General features: G+C 41.8%; 23 protein-coding genes and 1 pseudogene. 10 read left to right on the top strand and 14 right to left on the bottom strand.

Going from position 1 to position 18,390, the window contains the following annotated elements; translation table 11 throughout:
• A partial coding sequence (locus H7844_13415) for a hypothetical protein (protein ID MEO5358276.1) occupies window positions 1-416 on the top strand: 416 nt, incomplete at its 5' end.
• Between the two features lie 64 nt (window positions 417-480).
• On the opposite strand, the gene H7844_13410 is transcribed toward H7844_13415, so the two are convergent.
• The gene (locus tag H7844_13410) at window positions 481-1,047 is read right to left on the bottom strand and encodes an SEC-C metal-binding domain-containing protein (GenBank protein ID MEO5358275.1); all 567 of its coding nucleotides are present in this window, start codon (window positions 1,045-1,047) and stop codon (window positions 481-483) included.
• Window positions 1,040-1,285 carry a hypothetical protein gene (locus H7844_13405; GenBank protein MEO5358274.1) on the bottom strand — a complete coding sequence of 82 codons (246 nt, stop codon included), beginning with the start codon at window positions 1,283-1,285 and terminating at the stop codon, window positions 1,040-1,042. The genes H7844_13410 and H7844_13405 overlap by 8 nt, the downstream gene beginning before the upstream one ends.
• Window positions 1,286-1,635: 350 nt before the next feature.
• On the opposite strand from H7844_13405, the pseudogene H7844_13400 reads away from it, so the two are divergent.
• Window positions 1,636-1,830: pseudogene (locus tag H7844_13400) on the top strand (transposase domain-containing protein).
• A gap of 207 nt (window positions 1,831-2,037) precedes the next feature.
• Here H7844_13400 and H7844_13395 read toward each other — a convergent pair.
• The 8 genes from H7844_13395 to trxA form a co-directional block, all read right to left on the bottom strand.
• The gene (locus H7844_13395) at window positions 2,038-2,664 is read right to left on the bottom strand and encodes a ribonuclease HII (GenBank protein ID MEO5358273.1); all 627 of its coding nucleotides are present in this window, start codon (window positions 2,662-2,664) and stop codon (window positions 2,038-2,040) included.
• Entirely contained in the window at window positions 2,664-3,023 is a 360-nt protein-coding gene (gene rplS / locus H7844_13390) for a 50S ribosomal protein L19 (protein ID MEO5358272.1), read from the bottom strand. Before rplS ends, H7844_13395 begins: the two co-directional genes overlap by 1 nt.
• Entirely contained in the window at window positions 3,020-3,757 is a 738-nt protein-coding gene (gene trmD, locus H7844_13385; GenBank protein ID MEO5358271.1) for a tRNA (guanosine(37)-N1)-methyltransferase TrmD, read from the bottom strand. Before trmD ends, rplS begins: the two co-directional genes overlap by 4 nt.
• Window positions 3,754-4,248, bottom strand: coding sequence for a ribosome maturation factor RimM (gene rimM / locus H7844_13380; protein MEO5358270.1), 495 nt, complete (start codon window positions 4,246-4,248; stop codon window positions 3,754-3,756). Before rimM ends, trmD begins: the two co-directional genes overlap by 4 nt.
• A gap of 77 nt (window positions 4,249-4,325) precedes the next feature.
• Complete coding sequence (locus tag H7844_13375; GenBank protein ID MEO5358269.1) at window positions 4,326-4,559, bottom strand: KH domain-containing protein; 234 nt, start codon at window positions 4,557-4,559, stop codon at window positions 4,326-4,328.
• A 20-nt stretch (window positions 4,560-4,579) separates the two neighbouring features.
• On the bottom strand, window positions 4,580-4,807 hold the full coding sequence (rpsP, locus tag H7844_13370; protein MEO5358268.1) for a 30S ribosomal protein S16: 228 nt from the start codon (window positions 4,805-4,807) through the stop codon (window positions 4,580-4,582).
• A gap of 98 nt (window positions 4,808-4,905) precedes the next feature.
• A complete protein-coding gene (ffh, locus tag H7844_13365) occupies window positions 4,906-6,225 on the bottom strand; it encodes a signal recognition particle protein (GenBank protein MEO5358267.1) in 1,320 nt (439 codons plus the stop codon).
• 111 nt (window positions 6,226-6,336) lie between these two features.
• Window positions 6,337-6,666 carry a thioredoxin gene (gene trxA, locus H7844_13360; protein MEO5358266.1) on the bottom strand — a complete coding sequence of 110 codons (330 nt, stop codon included), beginning with the start codon at window positions 6,664-6,666 and terminating at the stop codon, window positions 6,337-6,339.
• Window positions 6,667-6,784: 118 nt separating this feature from the next.
• Between trxA and H7844_13355 the strand changes: the two genes are divergently transcribed.
• From H7844_13355 to H7844_13330, 6 genes are all read left to right on the top strand, one after another.
• Entirely contained in the window at window positions 6,785-7,639 is an 855-nt protein-coding gene (locus H7844_13355; GenBank protein MEO5358265.1) for a YjbH domain-containing protein, read from the top strand.
• Complete coding sequence (locus H7844_13350; GenBank protein ID MEO5358264.1) at window positions 7,639-8,073, top strand: twin-arginine translocase TatA/TatE family subunit; 435 nt, start codon at window positions 7,639-7,641, stop codon at window positions 8,071-8,073. The genes H7844_13355 and H7844_13350 overlap by 1 nt, the downstream gene beginning before the upstream one ends.
• 3 nt (window positions 8,074-8,076) lie before the next feature.
• On the top strand, window positions 8,077-8,910 hold the full coding sequence (gene tatC / locus H7844_13345) for a twin-arginine translocase subunit TatC (GenBank protein MEO5358263.1): 834 nt from the start codon (window positions 8,077-8,079) through the stop codon (window positions 8,908-8,910).
• 175 nt (window positions 8,911-9,085) lie between these two features.
• The gene (locus H7844_13340; GenBank protein ID MEO5358262.1) at window positions 9,086-10,147 is read left to right on the top strand and encodes a bifunctional glycosyltransferase family 2/GtrA family protein; all 1,062 of its coding nucleotides are present in this window, start codon (window positions 9,086-9,088) and stop codon (window positions 10,145-10,147) included.
• Between the two features lie 62 nt (window positions 10,148-10,209).
• Window positions 10,210-10,359: a hypothetical protein gene (locus H7844_13335; GenBank protein ID MEO5358261.1), complete on the top strand. Its 150-nt coding sequence runs from the start codon at window positions 10,210-10,212 to the stop codon at window positions 10,357-10,359.
• Window positions 10,360-10,414: 55 nt separating this feature from the next.
• Window positions 10,415-13,621 carry a phospholipid carrier-dependent glycosyltransferase gene (locus H7844_13330; GenBank protein MEO5358260.1) on the top strand — a complete coding sequence of 1,069 codons (3,207 nt, stop codon included), beginning with the start codon at window positions 10,415-10,417 and terminating at the stop codon, window positions 13,619-13,621.
• A 177-nt stretch (window positions 13,622-13,798) separates the two neighbouring features.
• Here the strand turns inward: H7844_13330 and H7844_13325 are convergent, their stop codons facing one another.
• Window positions 13,799-14,476 carry a hypothetical protein gene (locus H7844_13325; GenBank protein ID MEO5358259.1) on the bottom strand — a complete coding sequence of 226 codons (678 nt, stop codon included), beginning with the start codon at window positions 14,474-14,476 and terminating at the stop codon, window positions 13,799-13,801.
• 679 nt (window positions 14,477-15,155) lie between these two features.
• On the opposite strand from H7844_13325, the gene H7844_13320 reads away from it, so the two are divergent.
• Complete coding sequence (locus H7844_13320) at window positions 15,156-15,416, top strand: type II toxin-antitoxin system HicA family toxin (GenBank protein MEO5358258.1); 261 nt, start codon at window positions 15,156-15,158, stop codon at window positions 15,414-15,416.
• Window positions 15,409-15,618, top strand: a complete 210-nt coding sequence (locus H7844_13315) for a type II toxin-antitoxin system HicB family antitoxin (GenBank protein ID MEO5358257.1) — start codon at window positions 15,409-15,411, stop codon at window positions 15,616-15,618. The genes H7844_13320 and H7844_13315 overlap by 8 nt, the downstream gene beginning before the upstream one ends.
• Window positions 15,619-15,723: 105 nt before the next feature.
• Here the strand turns inward: H7844_13315 and H7844_13310 are convergent, their stop codons facing one another.
• From H7844_13310 to H7844_13300, 3 genes are read right to left on the bottom strand one after another with little or no spacing between them, the layout of a single operon-like run.
• On the bottom strand, window positions 15,724-16,122 hold the full coding sequence (locus H7844_13310) for a YbgC/FadM family acyl-CoA thioesterase (GenBank protein MEO5358256.1): 399 nt from the start codon (window positions 16,120-16,122) through the stop codon (window positions 15,724-15,726).
• Between the two features lie 14 nt (window positions 16,123-16,136).
• Window positions 16,137-17,210 carry an RIP metalloprotease RseP gene (rseP, locus tag H7844_13305; protein ID MEO5358255.1) on the bottom strand — a complete coding sequence of 358 codons (1,074 nt, stop codon included), beginning with the start codon at window positions 17,208-17,210 and terminating at the stop codon, window positions 16,137-16,139.
• Window positions 17,207-18,388 carry a 1-deoxy-D-xylulose-5-phosphate reductoisomerase gene (locus H7844_13300; GenBank protein ID MEO5358254.1) on the bottom strand — a complete coding sequence of 394 codons (1,182 nt, stop codon included), beginning with the start codon at window positions 18,386-18,388 and terminating at the stop codon, window positions 17,207-17,209. Before H7844_13300 ends, rseP begins: the two co-directional genes overlap by 4 nt.
• Between the last annotated feature and the right edge of the window lie 2 nt (window positions 18,389-18,390).

Genomic DNA, 18,390 nt, shown 5'->3' with positions numbered 1-18,390 from the left:
CATATTTTTACCGAATATGCCTTTTCTCCTCTGTTTTCAAACCCTTAGACGTTTTGACACTCGGAACTTCCGTTATAGAAGCTGGAGCGTTAGCTCCATCACCTTCTTCAACACCTCTTATTGCCTCGACTACTACAACCACCTCTTATTTCCAAACAACAACGACTACTTATGATTATCCAGCAACTACAACTACCTCAGGAGGTGGTGTCCAATTTATTAGAGATATTATATTGAATTCTTTAACCAGAGCAGTAATTTATGGCGTCATAGTGTCGGTGATTTATGTGATTATAGTTAACTTTAAATTGGGGTTAGGTTATTTAGCAAGCCACAAGTGCCGCAAATGTGGTAATGTGGTCAGATGGTCATTTAAATGTAGTTGTGAGAAAGGGACTAAGGTAAAACAAAAATAGCCAAAAAGGAGAGCAAGCTATGGCAACGACACTACCGATAGAGATATACGAGGCATTTTTAAGCTCACGTAGGAATGTAACCACAACATTTTTTGAACTTCTTACCGCTGCCACATGGGCATGGAGCATTTCTTTTTATTCCAGCAGTCTTTAGCCTGTTTATTTCTTGAACAAAATCAATTTCCTTAAGCGGAGGAGTCCTAAAAGATAAAATTGTATCCTCGCCCTTATAAGTTATAGCAAAATCTCCTTGGCTAATGATATCCATGCCTATCAAAATATCACAGCCTGCCATTCTTCCTAGGGCAACCTCTAAATCATGGATAAATACTTTATTAGGCAGAAAAACGCAAATATCATAAGAGGGAACGCTAACTGTCGTTTCAACATTGCTAACTCTTTTTATTCCAGTAGGGCTTAAGCCTAAATCATCTACAATTCTTTTTGTAATCATAGAATTGGTTGCGCCAGTATCCCAAATCCCTTTGTACGCTCGTGCATTTATCGAGGATAACTCTACAACTGACTCTATATTGTTAAAACTGCCAGAAACATGCACTTCAGTTGAAAGCTCACGAGCTAAACCTTTATAACGTACTGTAAATGCTCTTGTAATCTGTTTTTCAGGCAAAGCTTACCCGTGAATGGTAAGTTTGAGTATAGCTTTCAGAGCCAGGGGTGCATAATTGAACAAGAAATGTGCCGATTTCATGTTCTTTAATTGTGACTGCAACTGCTTCTTTTTTAGAATTATAACTACCGAGAACTGTTTGATTTTTTATAACTATATATTTCCCGTTGTATAGCGACACAAGCTCATCTTGATGTTCTATATAATAATTAAATTCTTTTTCTAATACAGATGCCATTTTCCCATACCTCCTTAGCTTATTTACATCTATCTAAACATATTTTAACATATTATGTGCAAAAACTGATAAATTTTACCCCTTCCTTTTTCCCTGTGTCAAAAAAAAGAGATAAAAATTAGGTTACAAATATTTTTTCACTTGACATGTTGTTATCTATTAGATTACAGCAAGAACATGACTAAGTTTCACTATTAATAACAACTATACTCTATAGTGGATCCTATTGTCAAGACCACATTTAAGTGGAATTAAGGTATAACCCTCTAAGAGGGTATTTAGTCTGTTAGTATAAGGGTAAGGGATGGGGTAATGCATCCCTTACGACGCCATCGCAAAATCAGAGATATTTTTACAACTCAGGACATCCACGTGGAGCCGAGGCAAGTGCTATCCTCTACAGCCTGATTGAAACAGCAAAGGCTAACAAACTTGAATCCTACAAGTATATGAGGTACATCCTTGAACAATTGCCTTATGCCAAAACTGAAGATGATTACAAACACCTGTTGCCACAATACATAGACAGGAGTGCTTTGGTATAAAACTCTCAGGGTGGGGTTTACTTGTCGCTTACACCTTTTTACACCCCTGTGTCCGATTAAATCGTAGCTACTCCAATGGTAAGAGAGGTGTTGTTTTCTCCCAGTCGCCTCGTTACTCTTTTGACTGCAACCTGGTATAATACTACAGGCATTCTGTCCCTCTGCTTTTTATTATGAGTGAAAACACTACTTTTCGATCAAAATAAATCATAAAGGCAAAGTTTTCTCTTTTAGACCGGCAACCGGAGCAAAAGTCATTCGGTGGATTTCACACGGGCCGTGCTCTCTGATGTTAAGCACGTGCTCTTTTGTTCCATACCCCTTATGCCGTATAAAACCGTACTGCGGATACCTCTTATGGTAAGCGCTCATGATGGAATCTCTCACAACCTTTGCCACTACCGAGGCTGCGGCAATGGAGGCGCTTTTTTCATCCCCCTTTATTATTGATACCTGCTCTATGCCTATATCTTTAATTTTCACGGCGTCTATCAAAAGCAACTGCGGCTTTACAAAAACATCCGATACAGCTCTTTTCATAGCCAAACGCGTGGCATTTAAGATGTTGAACCGGTCTATTTCCTCATTTGTCGCCATACCGACACCGATATGTACCGCCGTGTTGTAAAGTAGTTGCAGAAAAACACGGTCTCTCTGCACCACGGAAAGCTTCTTGGAATCGTTCAAACCTTCAATATAGAAATCTTCCGGCAATACCACACAGGCGGCAACAACGGGACCTGCAAGAGGTCCCCGTCCTGCCTCATCTATTCCGCCTATTGGGGTATGGCCCCTCGTGAAATACTCCTTGTCATGGTTGAACAGCCCAAACATCAGGCCCCTTTAACTTCCCTTCCCTTTTCCTTTATTTTTGCATCCTTACCTTTTTTGAACCTCAGATAGTAAAGCTTTGCCTGTCTTACATCTCCTCTTCTGACCAGCTCAATTAGTTTTATTATCGGTGAATGCACAGGAAATATCCTCTCAACACCTACTCCAAACGATACCTTGCGAACCGTAAATGTCTCCCTTACGCCCCCGCCATGCCGTGCTATCACTATTCCCTCATATGGCTGCACTCTCTCCTTGTCCCCTTCCACCACCCGCACATGCACCCGTACCGTATCCCCTATGCCAAAGGCGGGAATATCCCCCTTTTTGTGCGTTTCCTCTAATGCCGCTACAAAATTCATATCCGTGTCTCCTCCTTTATTTCTTCTAAGAGCTCTCTCCTTGCTTGCGTTAAGTTTGAGCTGTCTATCATGTGTGGTTTATGTAAGTAAGTTTTCCTTAACGCTTCCCTCTCACGCCATCTCTGTATGTGTGCGTGATTACCGCCTGTTAATACATCCGGCACTTTCATTCCCATAAACTCCGCCGGTCTCGTAAATGTAGGATAATCTAAAAGCCCCGATGTAAAAGACTCGTCATCCTTAGAACGTTCATCCCCAAGCACTCCAGGCAAAAGCCTGCAAACTGCATCTATTATAACTAAAGCGGCTAACTCCCCACCGGTTAATACATAATCACCTATGGATATTTCCTCATCAACAAACTCCACTACTCTTTCGTCAACCCCCTCGTATCGCCCGCATATTAACGTCAGAGTGCCCCCTGCAAGGGCTAACTTCTGCGCTCTGCTTTGATTAAATACGCCGCCCACCGGTGACAAAAGAATCACCCGGCTTTGTATTCCCTCAGATTTCAAAGCCGCCAGAGCATCATATATGGGCTGCACTTTCAGAACCATTCCCGGACCCCCGCCAAAGGGATAATCATCCACGCATAGGTGCTTATCTGTTGCGTAGTCCCTTATATTAACCGCTCTGACTTGCACCTTATCGGAGGCTATAGCACGTTTTATTATACTCTCGTTTATATAAAAATCAATCAGCCCGGGAAAAATTGTCAGAACGTTAAATCTCATGGCTGAAGCAGCCCCTCTATAACCTCAATAACTATTTTCCCTTCCACTATATCTATCTCCTTTATCACATCGGCAATTGCGGGAATTAAGTACTCCCTGCCTTCCTTTTCAACCACATAGACATCATTGGATTTAACATCTATGATATCCTCCACTTTACCTATGCTTTCCCCCTCTGTGGATATAACCTCAAGGCCGATTATTTCGTGGTGGTAGTAATGTCCCTCCGGCAGTGTAGGAAGCGAATTTTCATCTATTTTTATCAGAGCGCCGCTATAGGCCGCAGCATCTTCAATCGTTTCAACGCCGGCAAGTTTAAGCAAAGAGCTGTTAGTGCCGTCTCTGATGGAAACCACAGCCATGGATTGCACACTGCCGCCTCTTTCGATGAAAAAACTCTCAAAATCTGCAAAAGTCAAATCCAGCACCGCCCTCATCTCACCTTTGAGGCCATGCGGTTTTAATATCTTTCCAACCTCTATGTATGCCACAGAACCCCTGAAAACCAACGGGCAGCACCTACTTACCGCATATGCTGCCCATCAGAAATTTTTATTGAGATGCTTTATTATTCGAGAATTTCCAGTACGGAACGCTTACCTATCTTAGTTCCCGAGGCTGAAAGAATTGTCCTCATAGCGCGAGCCGTTTTACCCTGTTTCCCGATTACCTTACCCAGGTCGGTTGCCGCCACTCTTAACTCAAAAACTGTTGTCTTCTCTCCATCCACCTCTTTAACAGAGACCTCCTCCGGCTTGTCCACCAGTGCCCTTGCCATAACCTCAACTAGTTCTTTCATCATGTTATCCACCTCCAAATGTATCAGGCTGTTTGCAGTTGAACTCCAGCCTTCTGTAATAGCTTCCTAACGGTATCTGTAGGCTGAGCGCCATTTTCAAGCCACTTTTTGACTCTCTCCACGTCCAGCGTTACTGCCGAGGGCTCTTTCAGGGGATCATAGTTTCCCAGTATCTCTAAAAAACGCCCATCCCGCCGTGTCCTTGAATCCGTAACCACTATTCTGTAAAACGGCCTCTTGTGCGCTCCCATTCTCGTCAAACGTATCTTTACCAATGTCGTACCTCCATATGCAGATTTCCTATTTTAATATAATTTCTCACGTAAGTAAAGGTTTTTTTATTTTCCATTTAAAAAGGCAAAAAATCGGGTAACTTAAACCCCTTCTTTCCCTTAAACATTTTCATCATTTTTTTCATATCCTTGTACTGTTTAAGAAGCCGGTTAACATCAGCCACAGTGGTACCGCTGCCTTTGGATATCCTCAGCTTTCTACTGCCGTTTAATATGTCTGGATTTCTCTTTTCCTTTTTAGTCATTGAGCTTATCATCGCCTCAATCCTGACAAACTGCTTTTCATCAACCTCCACACCCTTTAGTTTATTAAAACCCGGAATCATGTTAAGTAGATTCTGAATCGGCCCCATAGAGCGTATTTTGCTAAGCTGGTCTCTGAGATCATCAAGGGTGAAGCTGTCTGTCATCATTTTATCTCTGAATTTCTCGGCGTCTTTTTCGTCAAAAGTCTGCTGAGCTTTTTCAATAAAACTGAGAACATCACCCATGCCAAGAATTCTTGAGGCTATTCTTTGCGGATGAAATGGCTCTAACATATCTATTTTCTCACCGGTACCGATAAATTTAATCGGTTTGCCGGTCACTTCTCTTATAGAAATGGCGGCACCGCCCCTTGCATCCCCATCCATCTTGGTAAGCACTATGCCGTCAATTCCAATCTTTTCATTAAAGGTCTTTGCTATATTTACGGCATCCTGTCCGGTCATTGCATCGGCTACAAAAAGAGTCTCCCTCGGTGATACAGCATTCTTTATATCTTTCAACTGCCCCATCAGCTCATCATCAATGTGCAGCCTTCCGGCGGTATCTATAAAGACAATGTCCCTTGCCTCTTTTTTGGCTTCCTCAACGGCATTGCGGCAAACATCAACAGGGTTTTTCCCTTCTTTTGAGAAAAAAACAGGGACTCCGGTTTGTTTTCCAAGAGTGATTAGCTGTTCAATTGCGGCAGGACGCTGCAAGTCTGCCGCCACCATCATCGGACGCCTGCCCTGAGTCTTAAAATACAAGGCAATTTTTGCTGTTGTAGTGGTTTTACCCGAACCCTGAAGGCCTGCCATCATTACAATTGTGGGTGGATTGGGGGACAGCTGAATCCTTTCGTTTTCCTCCCCCAACAGAGCACACAGCTCATCGTTTACTATTTTTACTACCTGCTGTCCCGGGGTCAGACTCTCCAGCACCTGAGTGCCAAGCGACTTCCCCTTTACCCTCTCTACAAAGCCCTTAACTACCTTAAAGTTTACATCGGCCTCCAAAAGAGCAAGACGTATCTCTTTCATAGCCACATCTATATCGTCAGCAGTTAAAAAGCCTTTGCCTTTTAACTTCTTAAAAATTCCTTCTAATTTTTCATTTAAAGAAGCAAACAAATATCCCTGCCTTTACCGTTGTCAGACGGCATGTTAGTACACCATTTCCACCCCCGTACCCCGGGTGTCCTCTGTAAAATTACCAATTCAGAGCTGAGACCCCTGTTAATGTTAAGCAAGAAGAGTTTGAATCTTTTCCTTAAGCTGTGCTTTGGGTACGGCTCCGACAAGCTGGTCTATCTTGTCACCATTGCGGAAAAACATAAGGGTTGGAATCCCCATGATTTTATACTTGCTGGCTATATCCGGATTTTCATCGGTATTTAACTTAACCACTTTTACCTTCCCGACAAATTCCCTTGCCAACTCCTCTACTATGGGAGCAACCATTCTGCAAGGGCCGCACCACACCGCCCAAAAGTCAACAAGAACCAGTCCCTGTGTCTGCAGAACCTCAGAGTCCCACGTAGCCGTAGTTGCAGCAATCACACCTTCTGCCATATATCCTCCTCATTTCAATTTAAACTCAGGTTTTCTATCATCAAAAAACCAGACCGGATATGATTATATTTATTAACACAACAATTTGTCAAACGATTTTTTAAACCGGAAAAACTAATTGGCCGGTTGCATAGAAAGCATTGACAGCAACTGTATGTTTCTGTTATTTTTACCCATGACTGGCCATAAAGGAGTGTTTTTTGTTTTTGCCGCCATAGTGTTGTTTATTGTTGTTACAGCCGGCAAAAAAGCACACTGCTTTGATTTTAAAGGTCTGCAGCCTGTTCAGCCGCACGGAGTGTTTTCCACGTTTTCTGCAACAACAAATGAAAAGGGGGCGGCAGCTTTAGGGATTGATCTGGAGCAGTCAGTGGATCCGACTTTTTATAGAATTACCAGTTCTGTTTCCTATTCTCTGACTGATATTGTGGAGTTCAGTGCCTCAGTGCCTTTCAGTATGAAGACCAGTGAGTACGGGTTTGAGGACCCTGCAGTAGGTATAAAAGCGCGTATTTTTGAGGAGACGGAGTTAAGGCCGGCCATTGCCGTACTGGGAGTAATCTCACCTCCTTCCGGTAGTGAAGATATCACCACAAACGGCAGATACGGCGGCGGGCTGATTTTATCTAAAAAAGTGGGGCCCTTCAGAACACACTTAAACTTGCTGTATTATGTACCATTTAAGGAGAGCCTCAGAAGTCAGATGGGCATCCTTTTTGGTACTGATTATCCAGTTGCACATAACCTGAACCTGCTTTCAGAGCTGTACCTTAAGAGAAGTCATTTGGATAACAGTTTTGATTACTTTGAAGGACGCATAGGTTATAGGTTTAAACCTTTGGATTTCCTGTATACAACCTTAGGAATAGGTTATGAGTTTATGAAAAGCACACCGGACATCAGGATTTTTTTAAACTTCACTCTTGTGCACTCACATCCTGTTTATAAAAGAATATACGAGGAGGAGCAATAATGTTTGATTTGGGCATACAGGAAATGGTAGTGATTTTTGTAGTCACCCTGCTGGTCTTCGGCCCAAAGAGTATGCCGGAAGTGGCGAAGAACATCGGCAAATTTCTTGGCTATTTCAAAAAAACATACGGTGTGTTACGAGAGCAGATACATGATGAGCTCAAGGATGAGACAGCTCCTTTTAAGGAGGAGTTTGATAAAATAAACAGGGACTTTCTAAATTCCGCTAATGCGTTTGAGGCTGAACACAAGCCATTTGAGCATCCATCGCTTGACAGCGGCAACAGGAAACCGCAAGATGCTGGAGATACATCTCAGGTTGATACGGCAAATACTGAGAGCACGGAACCGGCGGACACTGCTTCAGAGACACTTCATGAGAAAAAAACTCATCCTGAAATAAAAAAAAACGAAACAACCATGAGTCAGGTTTAACACATGACAGAGCAGACTCCACAACAGCTCTCTGAGCAACCGAAAATGTCTTTTGTAGATCACCTCGGCGAATTAAGGACAAGGTTAATCGTATCATTTTCGGCGATACTGATTATTTTCATAGTAGTGTTTAATTACTCTGAATTTCTGTTTAAGGTACTTATTCTGCCTATGGAGCAAAATTTAATTTTCAAAAAGCATTTACCGTTCATATTTTTTGAACCTAAAACCACAGCGGCTGTAAAACTGGTCTTTCTGGAGCCTGCGGAGGCTTTCTGGATGCACATTAAGCTCTCCATGCTGGCCTCAATAGTGTTATCCCTGCCAATTTTGTTTTCTCAGCTCTGGTTGTTTATATCTCCAGGGCTTTTGCCTAACGAGAAAAAATACGTCTTGCCGTTTATTTTCTCTGCAACAATTCTTTTTATGTTTGGTGCAGCCTTTTGTTTTGTTATAGTGCTTCCGTTTGCACTTGGCTTTTTGCTTACCTATAAAACAGAGCATCTGATACCCATGATTTCCGTTGGCCGCTATGTGGATTTCACAATGAAGTTTATTCTTGCCTTTGGCGTAATATTTGAGCTTCCCATAGCCATTATAGTCTTAACCAGACTGGGTCTGGTGACGCCTGCGTTTCTTAAAAAAAGCAGAAAGTATGCCGTTGTTATAGCTTTCATCATAGCTGCTGTTGTTACACCAACCCCTGATGCTTTTAACCAGAGCCTTATGGCGGTGCCGATAATAGTACTTTTTGAAATAGGAATTTTTGTCTCTAAGTTTTTTATTAAAAAACCGGATGAAAATGAAACAAAAGACGTTGTCAAAACCGCAAAGTAGTTATACCAGGTTGCATTCAATCGTCTAACTTTGTTGGCTTCGTCAAAAGCTCCTTGACGTACGCTCCCCTAAAGCGGGCTACCGGTTTTTATATATCGGTTTTCGGGTTTTTTGTGTCTCTTGATTTTTCTCACATACTCAAGCTAAATTACTATTGGTGTGGTCAACAGGTGAATTGAATGCTGCTGTTACAAGCAAAGTGGTTGTCTTGATACCTGCCTATAATCCTGACGAGAAACTCCTGAGGGTAGTGTCTGAGCTTGTAGGGTTAGGGCTTAAGCACTTAATAATAATTAACGACGGGAGTAAGCCTGAGTGCTGCCCGATTTTTGATGAATTAGAAAAATTTGAGCAATGCCATATATTAAAACATGCTAAAAACTTTGGAAAGGGACGTGCTCTTAAAACAGGATTCAACTATTTTTGTTTAAATTTTCCGGATGCCACCGGTGTTGTTACGGCTGATGCCGATGGGCAGCACTTGCCGGAGGATATTTACAAGGTAAGCACATCACTTTGCAGGCACCGTAATAAACTGGTTCTCGGCGCACGGGCCTTTACAAAGGATATACCCCTGAGAAGCTATTTGGGTAATGTTATAACAAGATATGTTTTTTTACTTCTTATAGGCAAAAAATTTTCCGACACTCAAACCGGTCTCAGAGGCATTCCAACGGAAATGGTTAAAGGAATCTTAGACCTCAGCGGGGAACGGTACGAATATGAAGTGAACATGCTTATATACACCAAAGTCAACCGTGTGCCGGTGGCTGAGGAGCCTATCTCAACTATTTATATTGAAAACAACAGGTCTTCACACTTTAATCCGTTTTATGATTCAATGAAAATTTATTTTTTACTGGTAAGGTTTGTTTTTTCATCACTCTTTGCCAGTTTATTGGATTTTATCTTATTTACTATTATGTATAAATTAACATCAAATGTTTTTTTTATAAGTTTCTGGAGCGCAAGGTTAACGGCAGGCAGTTTTAACTTCTTTGTCAACAAACGGATGGTCTTCAAAAGCAGGGGCTCCGCCCTTGTTTGTCTGGTAAAATATATTACACTAATTCTTTCTCTGGGAAGTATTTCATTTGTGTTAATTGATCTTTTAGTAGATGATTTTGGTATTAATATATTTATAGCTAAAGTAACTGTGGAGGTAGTCTTGTTTCTGGTGAGTTTTTCCGCACAAAGAGACTATATTTTTTATGAGGAAAAAGAATTGCAACAGTGACATCAAGTATTGTTATAATGAAACATGCTATATCTTAATGAACATTAATACAGGGGGCTAATATGAAAAAAATACTCTTAGCAGTTGTTTTGGCTTTAACTGTGGTTGGTTGTGTAGCAACAATCTCCCCGGGACCGCTTGGGCCGCCCGGGCCACCGCCGTATGATCCATATCCATGGTATCCACCACCGCCGCCACATCCATGGTGGTAGAAATCATAAGTTACGGCGCTGTACTCTCAGGCGGCATGTAAGGGCGGGGTAAGTTGTGCATTACAGTTGGTTATCTCTGCTATATGTAGTTGCCGGGGCGGCACTGTGCAGGCACCTTACAGACGATAAAGAAAACTCTCAGAGTGGCACACGGTGGCGGAGGCAGGCAGGTGCGTATTATATTTATCTGTTAATCAGCGCCTTTTTGCTTCGCTCCGTGCTTGCCGTTTTGGTTGAGGGCTTTCCTAATGATATAGCCTGCTTTAAAGGATGGGCAATCCATAGCGCTGAAGTTGGTATTTCGGAGTTTTACTCCGGCGGGGTGTTTGCCGATTATCCGCCCGGGTATATTTATATCCTCTACATTATAGGAAAGATCAGTGCGCTTTTTTCACTAAAATATGACAGCACTGCTTTTCTTTATCTCGTTAAGTTTCCTCAGATAGTATCGGATATTGTTTTAACCCACATAGTGTATGTTGTATCAAAAAAGTACTTACCATTTAGAGCCTCATTTGCCCTTGCCTTCCTTTACGCCTTTAATCCGGCTGTAATCATTAACTCTGCGCCGTGGGGACAGGTTGACAGTTTTTATACTCTGACAGTTGTAATTTTTATCCTTTTTATTATACAACAGAGGCTAAAGCCGGCATCCCTTGCATTAGCCTTTGCCGTGCTTGTTAAACCTCAGGCTATTATGTTTATACCTGTGTGGTTTTTTGCCCATTTATACCAGGCTGCCTTTAATAGTCCAACCCCGCCGGCTTTTTCACATGCTCCTTACCGTACGAAGAAGTTTGCCTGCACCACTTGTTCCCTGCCGCCTGTGCTTGCTTCTGAATCCAACCTTGTATTATCTAAAGTGGACAGGGTAAAAAGCCTTATCGTTAACGCTGCATATGCTTTTATTTTTTTTTTCTTGCTTGTTACACCGTTTGCAGTGCACAAGGAGCCGCTTTGGATAGTACATCATTATATAAAAACTCTGTCGTCATACCCCTATGCCACCAGTAATGCCTTTAACCTGTTTGCCCTTACAGGCGGGAATTTTGCCGATGTAACCGGCAGGTTTTTCATTTTTACGTATAACACATGGGGCCTGTTTTTTATTTTTCTGGCTGTTGTTTTTACCTTCTTTGTGTGTGCAAGAAGGAGAGACACAGCCGCTGTTGTGTTTACTGCATTTTTGCTGGTATCGGCGGCATACGTTACCGGCCCCAAAATGCACGAACGCTACCTGTTTCCGGCATTAGTATTAGCCCTGTTTTCATATATCTTTTTAAAAGACAAGAGAGTTTTGTTTGTTTTCTACGGCTTCAGTGTTACGTTATTTATCAATGAGGCATATGTGCTTGATTATGGCATTAGGGAAATATTTTTTATTCCAAAGCATGATCCGGTTCTTCTAATCGTCTCTTTAGCAAATGTCTTGCTGCTTTTGTTTTTAGTTAAAATCGGTTACGAATTAATCAAAATAAAAACAGGGGTGGAAACATCAGCTTATCAAAGACAACCAATACCGGTTGAAAAGCAATACACCGGCTTTAAAAAGAAAGACTACATTTTATCAGGCATTTTAGTTTTGTTTAACACCGTTTTACTTCTTTATAACCTTGGCACAAACATTTCACCTCAAACATGCTGGATACCTAAAGGTAACGGTGAGGGCGTAACTTTCGATTTCGGTGCTGAAAAGGAACTGATGAAAACATGTTTTTTCACGGGTTTAGGTGAAGGGAAGTACCGCCTTGACTATTCAAATGATCATAAAATGTGGGAAAACGTTGCTGATACAGAGCTAAAGACAGTTTTTACATGGCGCTGTGAAGAGACACGCCTTAAGGCGCGGTTTATGAGGCTTACCGTAGCCGGACCGGGCGCTATGCTTTATGAAACAGCGTTTATAAATTCCGGCTCCGGTGCGATAATTCCCATAAAGACAGTAACCCCTTTTAACGCTAATAATGAATCAACAGGCACAGCCCAAAACCTTGTTGACGAACAGGACAGGGTCCCTGTGCATCCATCATATTTAAACAGCACCTATTTTGATGAAATCTATCATGCAAGAACTGCTTATGAGCATATCCACGGCATTAACTACTATGAGACCACACATCCGCCACTGGGAAAACTGTTTATATCCCTTGGAATAATGATTTTTGGGATGAACCCGTTTGGATGGCGTATTGCCGGAGCCCTCTTTGGCATAGCAACCATATTCGTCTTTTATGCCTTTGGTTTGAGACTTTTCAGAGACTCTAAATATGCCTTTATCGCTGCATTTTTAATGTCCTTTGATTTTATGCACTTTGCTATGTCACGTATTGCCACAATTGACGTGTATGCCGTTTTTTTTATTATACTGATGTACTACTTTATGTATATTTACTTATCAAAGAGTTTCTACACCGACAGGTTTAAGGATGTGACGGTACCTCTGTTTTTAACCGGATTGTCATTTGCTCTTGGTGTTTCAGTTAAGTGGATTTGTGTGTATGCCGGTTTGGGGCTTGCTGTGTTATTTTTTTATTCACTGTATTTAAGATACCGGGAGTCAGGGTTATCCGTAAAAAACGGGGTTGATTTTAAAACTCTTACAGTGAAAACAGCAGTCTTTGCAGCGGTGTTTTTTGTAGTAGTTCCGATAATTATATACACTTTAAGCTATCTGCCAGTTAAGTCGGAGGGCAGGACGTGGCCTGCCACGGCAATTTTAAATCAGCGGGATATGTATGAGTACCACAAAAATCTGGAAGCAACCCATCCGTTTTCATCGCAGTGGTACTTATGGCCGTTGATGGTGCGTCCGCTTTGGGCCTGGGCAGGGGGGGATTATTTGGCAAAAAATGAGGCTGCAAGCATAGTGGTTATGGGTAATCCAGCCATATGGTGGCTGTCAATTCCTGCCTTTATTGCCATGCTGGTGATGGCGTATAAGAAAAGGAGATTTTCATCCATCGGTGTTTGTGTTGTAACTGTGGGATTTCTTGCCCAGTACCTGCCGTGGGTATTAGTCCCACGGCTTACTTTTATTTATCATTTTTATGCCTCCATAGTTTTTTTAATTTTATCTTTGACGTATGTAATTATGTGGATGGAAGAGGAGCATCATTATAAATTCAAACGTTTCACATACAGTTATCTCAGCCTTGTGCTATTGTTGTTTGTGATGTTTTATCCGGTACTTTCAGGGCTTACCGTAAAAAAAACACATATAGTAACATGGTTACGGTGGTTTGAAAGCTGGGTGTTCTTTTGACTATGATTTATACCAAGTTGCATTCAATCGTCTAACTTTGTTGGCTTCGTCAAAAGTTCCGGAGCGTATTTTCCCTAAAGCAATATGCTGGATTGCTCCTCGCAGTAAAAAACCACTGTCCTCAGGGGGCGGGACGCTCGCAAAACAAGCCACTGATATAAGCACAATTTGAGTGTTTTATACTGCACTCCCCAGAAATTCCTTTAATTCATCTAATGAACCAGCTTTCCTTATTAGATTTTTGAACTCCTCCAGTTTATCTATAGTACTTATAGCTCTAACCATATTCATTAGCTCAAGTCCCGCGATACTAAATTTGAGTTCAAGTCCCAATTCAATAGCCTCAAGTAACCCTTCCTGTTTCCCCTCAAGTAACCCTTCTTGAAAAATATCACTCTCCCTTACATCAATCGTTATTGGCATCTTGCTTACCTCCAGTTTAATCTTAGTATATAACTTTCTTAAATCAGACAGAATCAGTAATTTTTTAATATAATCTTCTCTGTCCTTTAACGGTAACACAGATAGTTTCTCCAATATTTTAGCTATCGTAACATCCATATTGCCGGATTTGCATAATATCGCCAAAACTATATCTTCCGGTTTGTCGCTTTCAAGCAATTCAGAACAGTCTATGTCTTTTATGTTAACAATCTCAAACGAATAATTCCCGATTTTATTTTCAATGTTTAATGCTTTATCACCCACATATAAAACTATCTGCCTTGGTAACCTGTCGTAGTGATGAAAAATCAGTGCATTATACAGAAACATCCGCTTCAGCATTTTCTCAGGGTTGCTCATAATTTCTATGTGCAGAAGACTTATATCAGGCAATTCTATTATTAATACCAAGTAGCAGTCAAAAGAGTAACGAGGCGGCAAGGAGAAAGCGACACAGGCGTACTATGTTCGTACGTCAAGGAGCTTTCGACGATGCCAACAAAGTTAATCGAATGAATGCTACTTGGTATAAATCGGGCAACAGAAGACCTACATTTGTTAAATGATTATCAAGGGATTTTCCACTATCAAAACCTGTTAAAAATTTGAGTAACTTAACAGGTACATCTTTCCATAAATCCTTTAGCGTAATGTCAAATTTCTGATGCATAGCCCCCTGCCCTTTTCTAATGGAATACAATTTAAACTATCATAAATTGAGCCATAAATTCAACATTCTGTAGATGGATACAGAGCAGCTTTACAAAAGTATGTATCAGTATACAACGGGAAGCTTTTAAAGGATTTTGAACGTCTTTATGGCAGCCTTCATATTGCCGGTTATTATCGAGGGTTGATTACTGATGTTAATAATATCGAATTTTTATAACCCAAACCCACTCATCCCCATATAAACGGTCCACAGTTGGTCCGCGGTGTTTTTTAGGGGTAACAAAAAGTTAACTCATTACTTTTATAACGATTTATCCAAAAAATATATGGCGGGGTGGACGGGGCTCGAACCAGGACCCTCTAATCGGTAGATTTTCTATAATTGCGTATGTTAGTATGATAATGATATTGTTTAAATATGAGTAAGTTTAAGAAACTGATAAGTCAGATATTAACTGGGACATCTGACACAAATATAAATTTTGAAATGTTGAGAGAACTGTTAATCCGAACAGGATTTAATGAAAGAATAAAAGGTTCTCATCATATTTTTACGAATGAGGATATTGAGGAAATCATAAATATACAACCCAAAAACGGTAAAGGTAAACCATATCAAGTAAAACAAATCCGCAATATTATATTGAAATACAAAATAATGGTGAAAGAAGATGAATAAATACGAAATAATCATCTATTGGAGTAACGAAGATGAAGCGTTTATTGCCGAAACACCCGAACTTCCAGGCTGTGCAGCAGATGGTGCAACTTATCAAGAAGCCTTGGCAAATATAGAAGTAGTTATTTCAGAATGGATAGAAACGGCAAAAGAAATGGGACGATCTATCCCACAACCAAAAGGACGATTGATGTATGCATAAAAACAATAGTGGATCCCAAAAATGAGACAATCAGTGTAAGATAGAGCTGGTTGTATAAAATGGAGGGAAGAGATGAAAAACAGACGGAAGTTTTTATACTGACCCTTAAAATAATCTTAATGTATCACTCAGCCTCGCTGTCATTGCCTTTGGTCTCAGGTCATTTCCAACGGTTACAAGTTTAACCTGTGCCGTGGCTATCAGCGCCTCTGTTTCTTTATGCTCTATGCGGTGTTTAAATAACACGGAGGCAAAGTTAGTTTCTGCCACCTCAGAGTATATAGTTATAATGTCTGCATACTTTGCCGGTTTGTGATAGTGGATGTGGACGTCAGCCACTACAAACCACAGGCCCTCAAGCATCAGTTCCTGTAGTTTAATCCCGCGGTGTTCTAAAAACTCCGTGCGTGCCCGTTCAAGAAAGGCCAGATACTTGCCGTAATAGACCACCCCGCCGCAGTCAGTGTCCTCATAGTAGATCCTTATGTCCAGTTTATCTTTCATAAGCAGGCTGTTTCTTAAGGAATCGGAGTACCCTTAATAACCCTAAGCACATCATTGTATATCGCAAATGTCATAAGCATCAAAATCAGGGCTAACCCTATCTTCTGAGTTACCATAATTACACGTTCACTCAGCGGCTTTCTCCGTATTGCCTCTATTAACAAATACACCATATGACCGCCATCCAGTATTGGAATGGGAAAGAGATTAAACACGCCCAGGTTTATGTTAATTACCGCCAGAAACATTATGAAGCTCATGATTCCTGTTGAGGCTTGTTTGCTGGCTAGCTGAAAAATCATTATCGGGCCGCCTATCGTATCGGCAGGTAACACCTTTTGAATTATCTTTACTAACGCAAGTATAGTCAGCATGATTATCTCAAAGGTCTTTTGTAGCGCCAGTGGTATGGATTCAAAAATACTGTAAGAGACAGTCTCAACGTCTCCGGCAGGCGATATTCCAATGAGCCCTACCTCCTCACTTTCACCAAAAAGGTTCTTCACTTTCTTTTTCTGAGGCGTTATCTTAAAACTCTTTACACCTTCTCTTGTCTCTATGGTAAATGTCAGCTCTTTGCCCGGGCTCTTGTGCACCACTTCAGTCATCTCTTCCCAGTACTTAATCTTTTGCCCGTCTATCTCTGTAATTTTATCACCTTTAACCAACCCTGCCTTTTGTGCAGGCATCTCCTTTGAGAGCTCCCCTACAACCGGCAGCGGCCTGGGTACGCCAACCATAAATATAAATACAAACAAAAGAGCGGCAAATAATATGTTAAAGACCGAACCGGCACAGATAACCAGTGCCCTCTTATATATCGGCTGCGCTAAAAAGGAAGTGTGTCTGTCCTCAGCCTTTATCTCATCCGCCGGCTCATCCCCATACATTCTGACGTAACCGCCAAAGGGTATAGCTGAGAGCATGTACTCGGTGTCACCCACTTTCTTACTTATAATTTTCGGCCCGAATCCAAGGGAAAATTTCAATACCTTTATTCCCACAGCCTTAGCCAATAAAAAATGGCCCAGTTCATGAACTAATATCAACACGCCAAGGAGCACTACGGCGCTAACTACTCCTGTCATTCTCTAACCTCCCAAAATTTTTTAGCTACCATAGCCCTTGCCCATCTATCAGCCTCAAACACCGACTCCAAATTGTCAGCCCCCTTATTGTCATGAGCATCCATTACCTCTTTTATAATATCAGGTATCATATTAAAATTGATAACATCGCTTATAAATAAACCTACTGCCGCCTCATTTGCCCCGTTTAACACCGCAGGCATTGTGCCCCCCTCACGGAGGGCCTCGTAGGCAAGCCTCAAACATATAAATGCCTCAGTGTCAGGCTTGTGAAAACTCAGTGTACAAAGCTCCTCAAGATTAACACTCTTTAGCACACCGGTAATACGCTCCGGGTATGACAGTGCATAGGCTATGGGACCCTTCATATCAGGCACTGAAAGCTCTGCCAGCACCGAGCCGTCCGTAAACTCCACCATCGAATGTATTATGCTCTGAGGATGTACCACCACTGATATCTCCTCGTGCGAAAAACCAAACAAATGATGCGCCTCTATTACCTCCAACCCCTTGTTCATCAAAGTGGCACTGTCAACCGTAATCTTTGCACCCATCTCCCAGTTTGGATGTTTAAGTGCATCGGCTCTGGTCACAAATTGCAGCTCCTGTCGTGTTTTACCAAAAAAAGGACCGCCGGAGGCCGTCAGAATCAGTCTTTTTACACAACGGCTGTCATGCCCCTCCAGACACTGAAAAATGGCACTATGCTCACTGTCTATGGGCAGGATTTTAACCCCATATTTTTGCGCCTCCGCCATTACGGCGGCGCCTGCCATAACTAAAGTTTCCTTATTGGCGAGCCCTATGTGTTTTTTGGCTCTAATCGCCGAAAGTGTCGGTTTAAGCCCTGCCGCCCCCACTATAGCTGAGACGACAAAATCAGCCTCCACATAAGCCGCCACATCACACACTCCCTGCCCGCCGCTTAATATGCGGCAGTTCTTGTGCCCGTTTCCCTGTGCCCACTTATATAACTCACCGGCGGCTGCTACATCTGAAAGGGCTGCAACGTCCGGCTTAAATAAACGAATCTGTTCTTTCAGCACCTCCGTGTTGTTATTGGCACTGAGGGCACATACCTTAAACTTATCAGGATTTCCGGCTATGACCTCAAGCGTGCTCCGGCCTATCGAACCAGTTGAGCCCAATACAGAGATTTTCTTCTGTCCGCTATCCATAC

This window comes from Nitrospirae bacterium YQR-1 (assembly GCA_039908095.1).
GTDB lineage: Bacteria > Nitrospirota > Thermodesulfovibrionia > Thermodesulfovibrionales > Magnetobacteriaceae > Magnetomonas.
This window is presented reverse-complemented; position numbering and strand designations above follow the sequence as displayed.

Coding starts and splice junctions, on each gene's coding strand:
- H7844_13405 (MEO5358274.1), bottom strand. CDS start 1,285: ATGGCATCTGTATTAGAAAAAGAATTTAATTATTATATAGAACATCAA.
- H7844_13395 (MEO5358273.1), bottom strand. CDS start 2,664: ATGTTTGGGCTGTTCAACCATGACAAGGAGTATTTCACGAGGGGCCAT.
- rplS (MEO5358272.1), bottom strand. CDS start 3,023: ATGAATTTTGTAGCGGCATTAGAGGAAACGCACAAAAAGGGGGATATT.
- trmD (MEO5358271.1), bottom strand. CDS start 3,757: ATGAGATTTAACGTTCTGACAATTTTTCCCGGGCTGATTGATTTTTAT.
- H7844_13375 (MEO5358269.1), bottom strand. CDS start 4,559: ATGATGAAAGAACTAGTTGAGGTTATGGCAAGGGCACTGGTGGACAAG.
- rpsP (MEO5358268.1), bottom strand. CDS start 4,807: ATGGGAGCGCACAAGAGGCCGTTTTACAGAATAGTGGTTACGGATTCA.
- trxA (MEO5358266.1), bottom strand. CDS start 6,666: ATGGCAGAAGGTGTGATTGCTGCAACTACGGCTACGTGGGACTCTGAG.
- H7844_13350 (MEO5358264.1), top strand. CDS start 7,639: ATGTTTGATTTGGGCATACAGGAAATGGTAGTGATTTTTGTAGTCACC.
- tatC (MEO5358263.1), top strand. CDS start 8,077: ATGACAGAGCAGACTCCACAACAGCTCTCTGAGCAACCGAAAATGTCT.
- H7844_13335 (MEO5358261.1), top strand. CDS start 10,210: ATGAAAAAAATACTCTTAGCAGTTGTTTTGGCTTTAACTGTGGTTGGT.
- H7844_13320 (MEO5358258.1), top strand. CDS start 15,156: ATGAGTAAGTTTAAGAAACTGATAAGTCAGATATTAACTGGGACATCT.
- H7844_13315 (MEO5358257.1), top strand. CDS start 15,409: ATGAATAAATACGAAATAATCATCTATTGGAGTAACGAAGATGAAGCG.
- H7844_13310 (MEO5358256.1), bottom strand. CDS start 16,122: ATGAAAGATAAACTGGACATAAGGATCTACTATGAGGACACTGACTGC.
- rseP (MEO5358255.1), bottom strand. CDS start 17,210: ATGACAGGAGTAGTTAGCGCCGTAGTGCTCCTTGGCGTGTTGATATTA.
- H7844_13300 (MEO5358254.1), bottom strand. CDS start 18,388: ATGGATAGCGGACAGAAGAAAATCTCTGTATTGGGCTCAACTGGTTCG.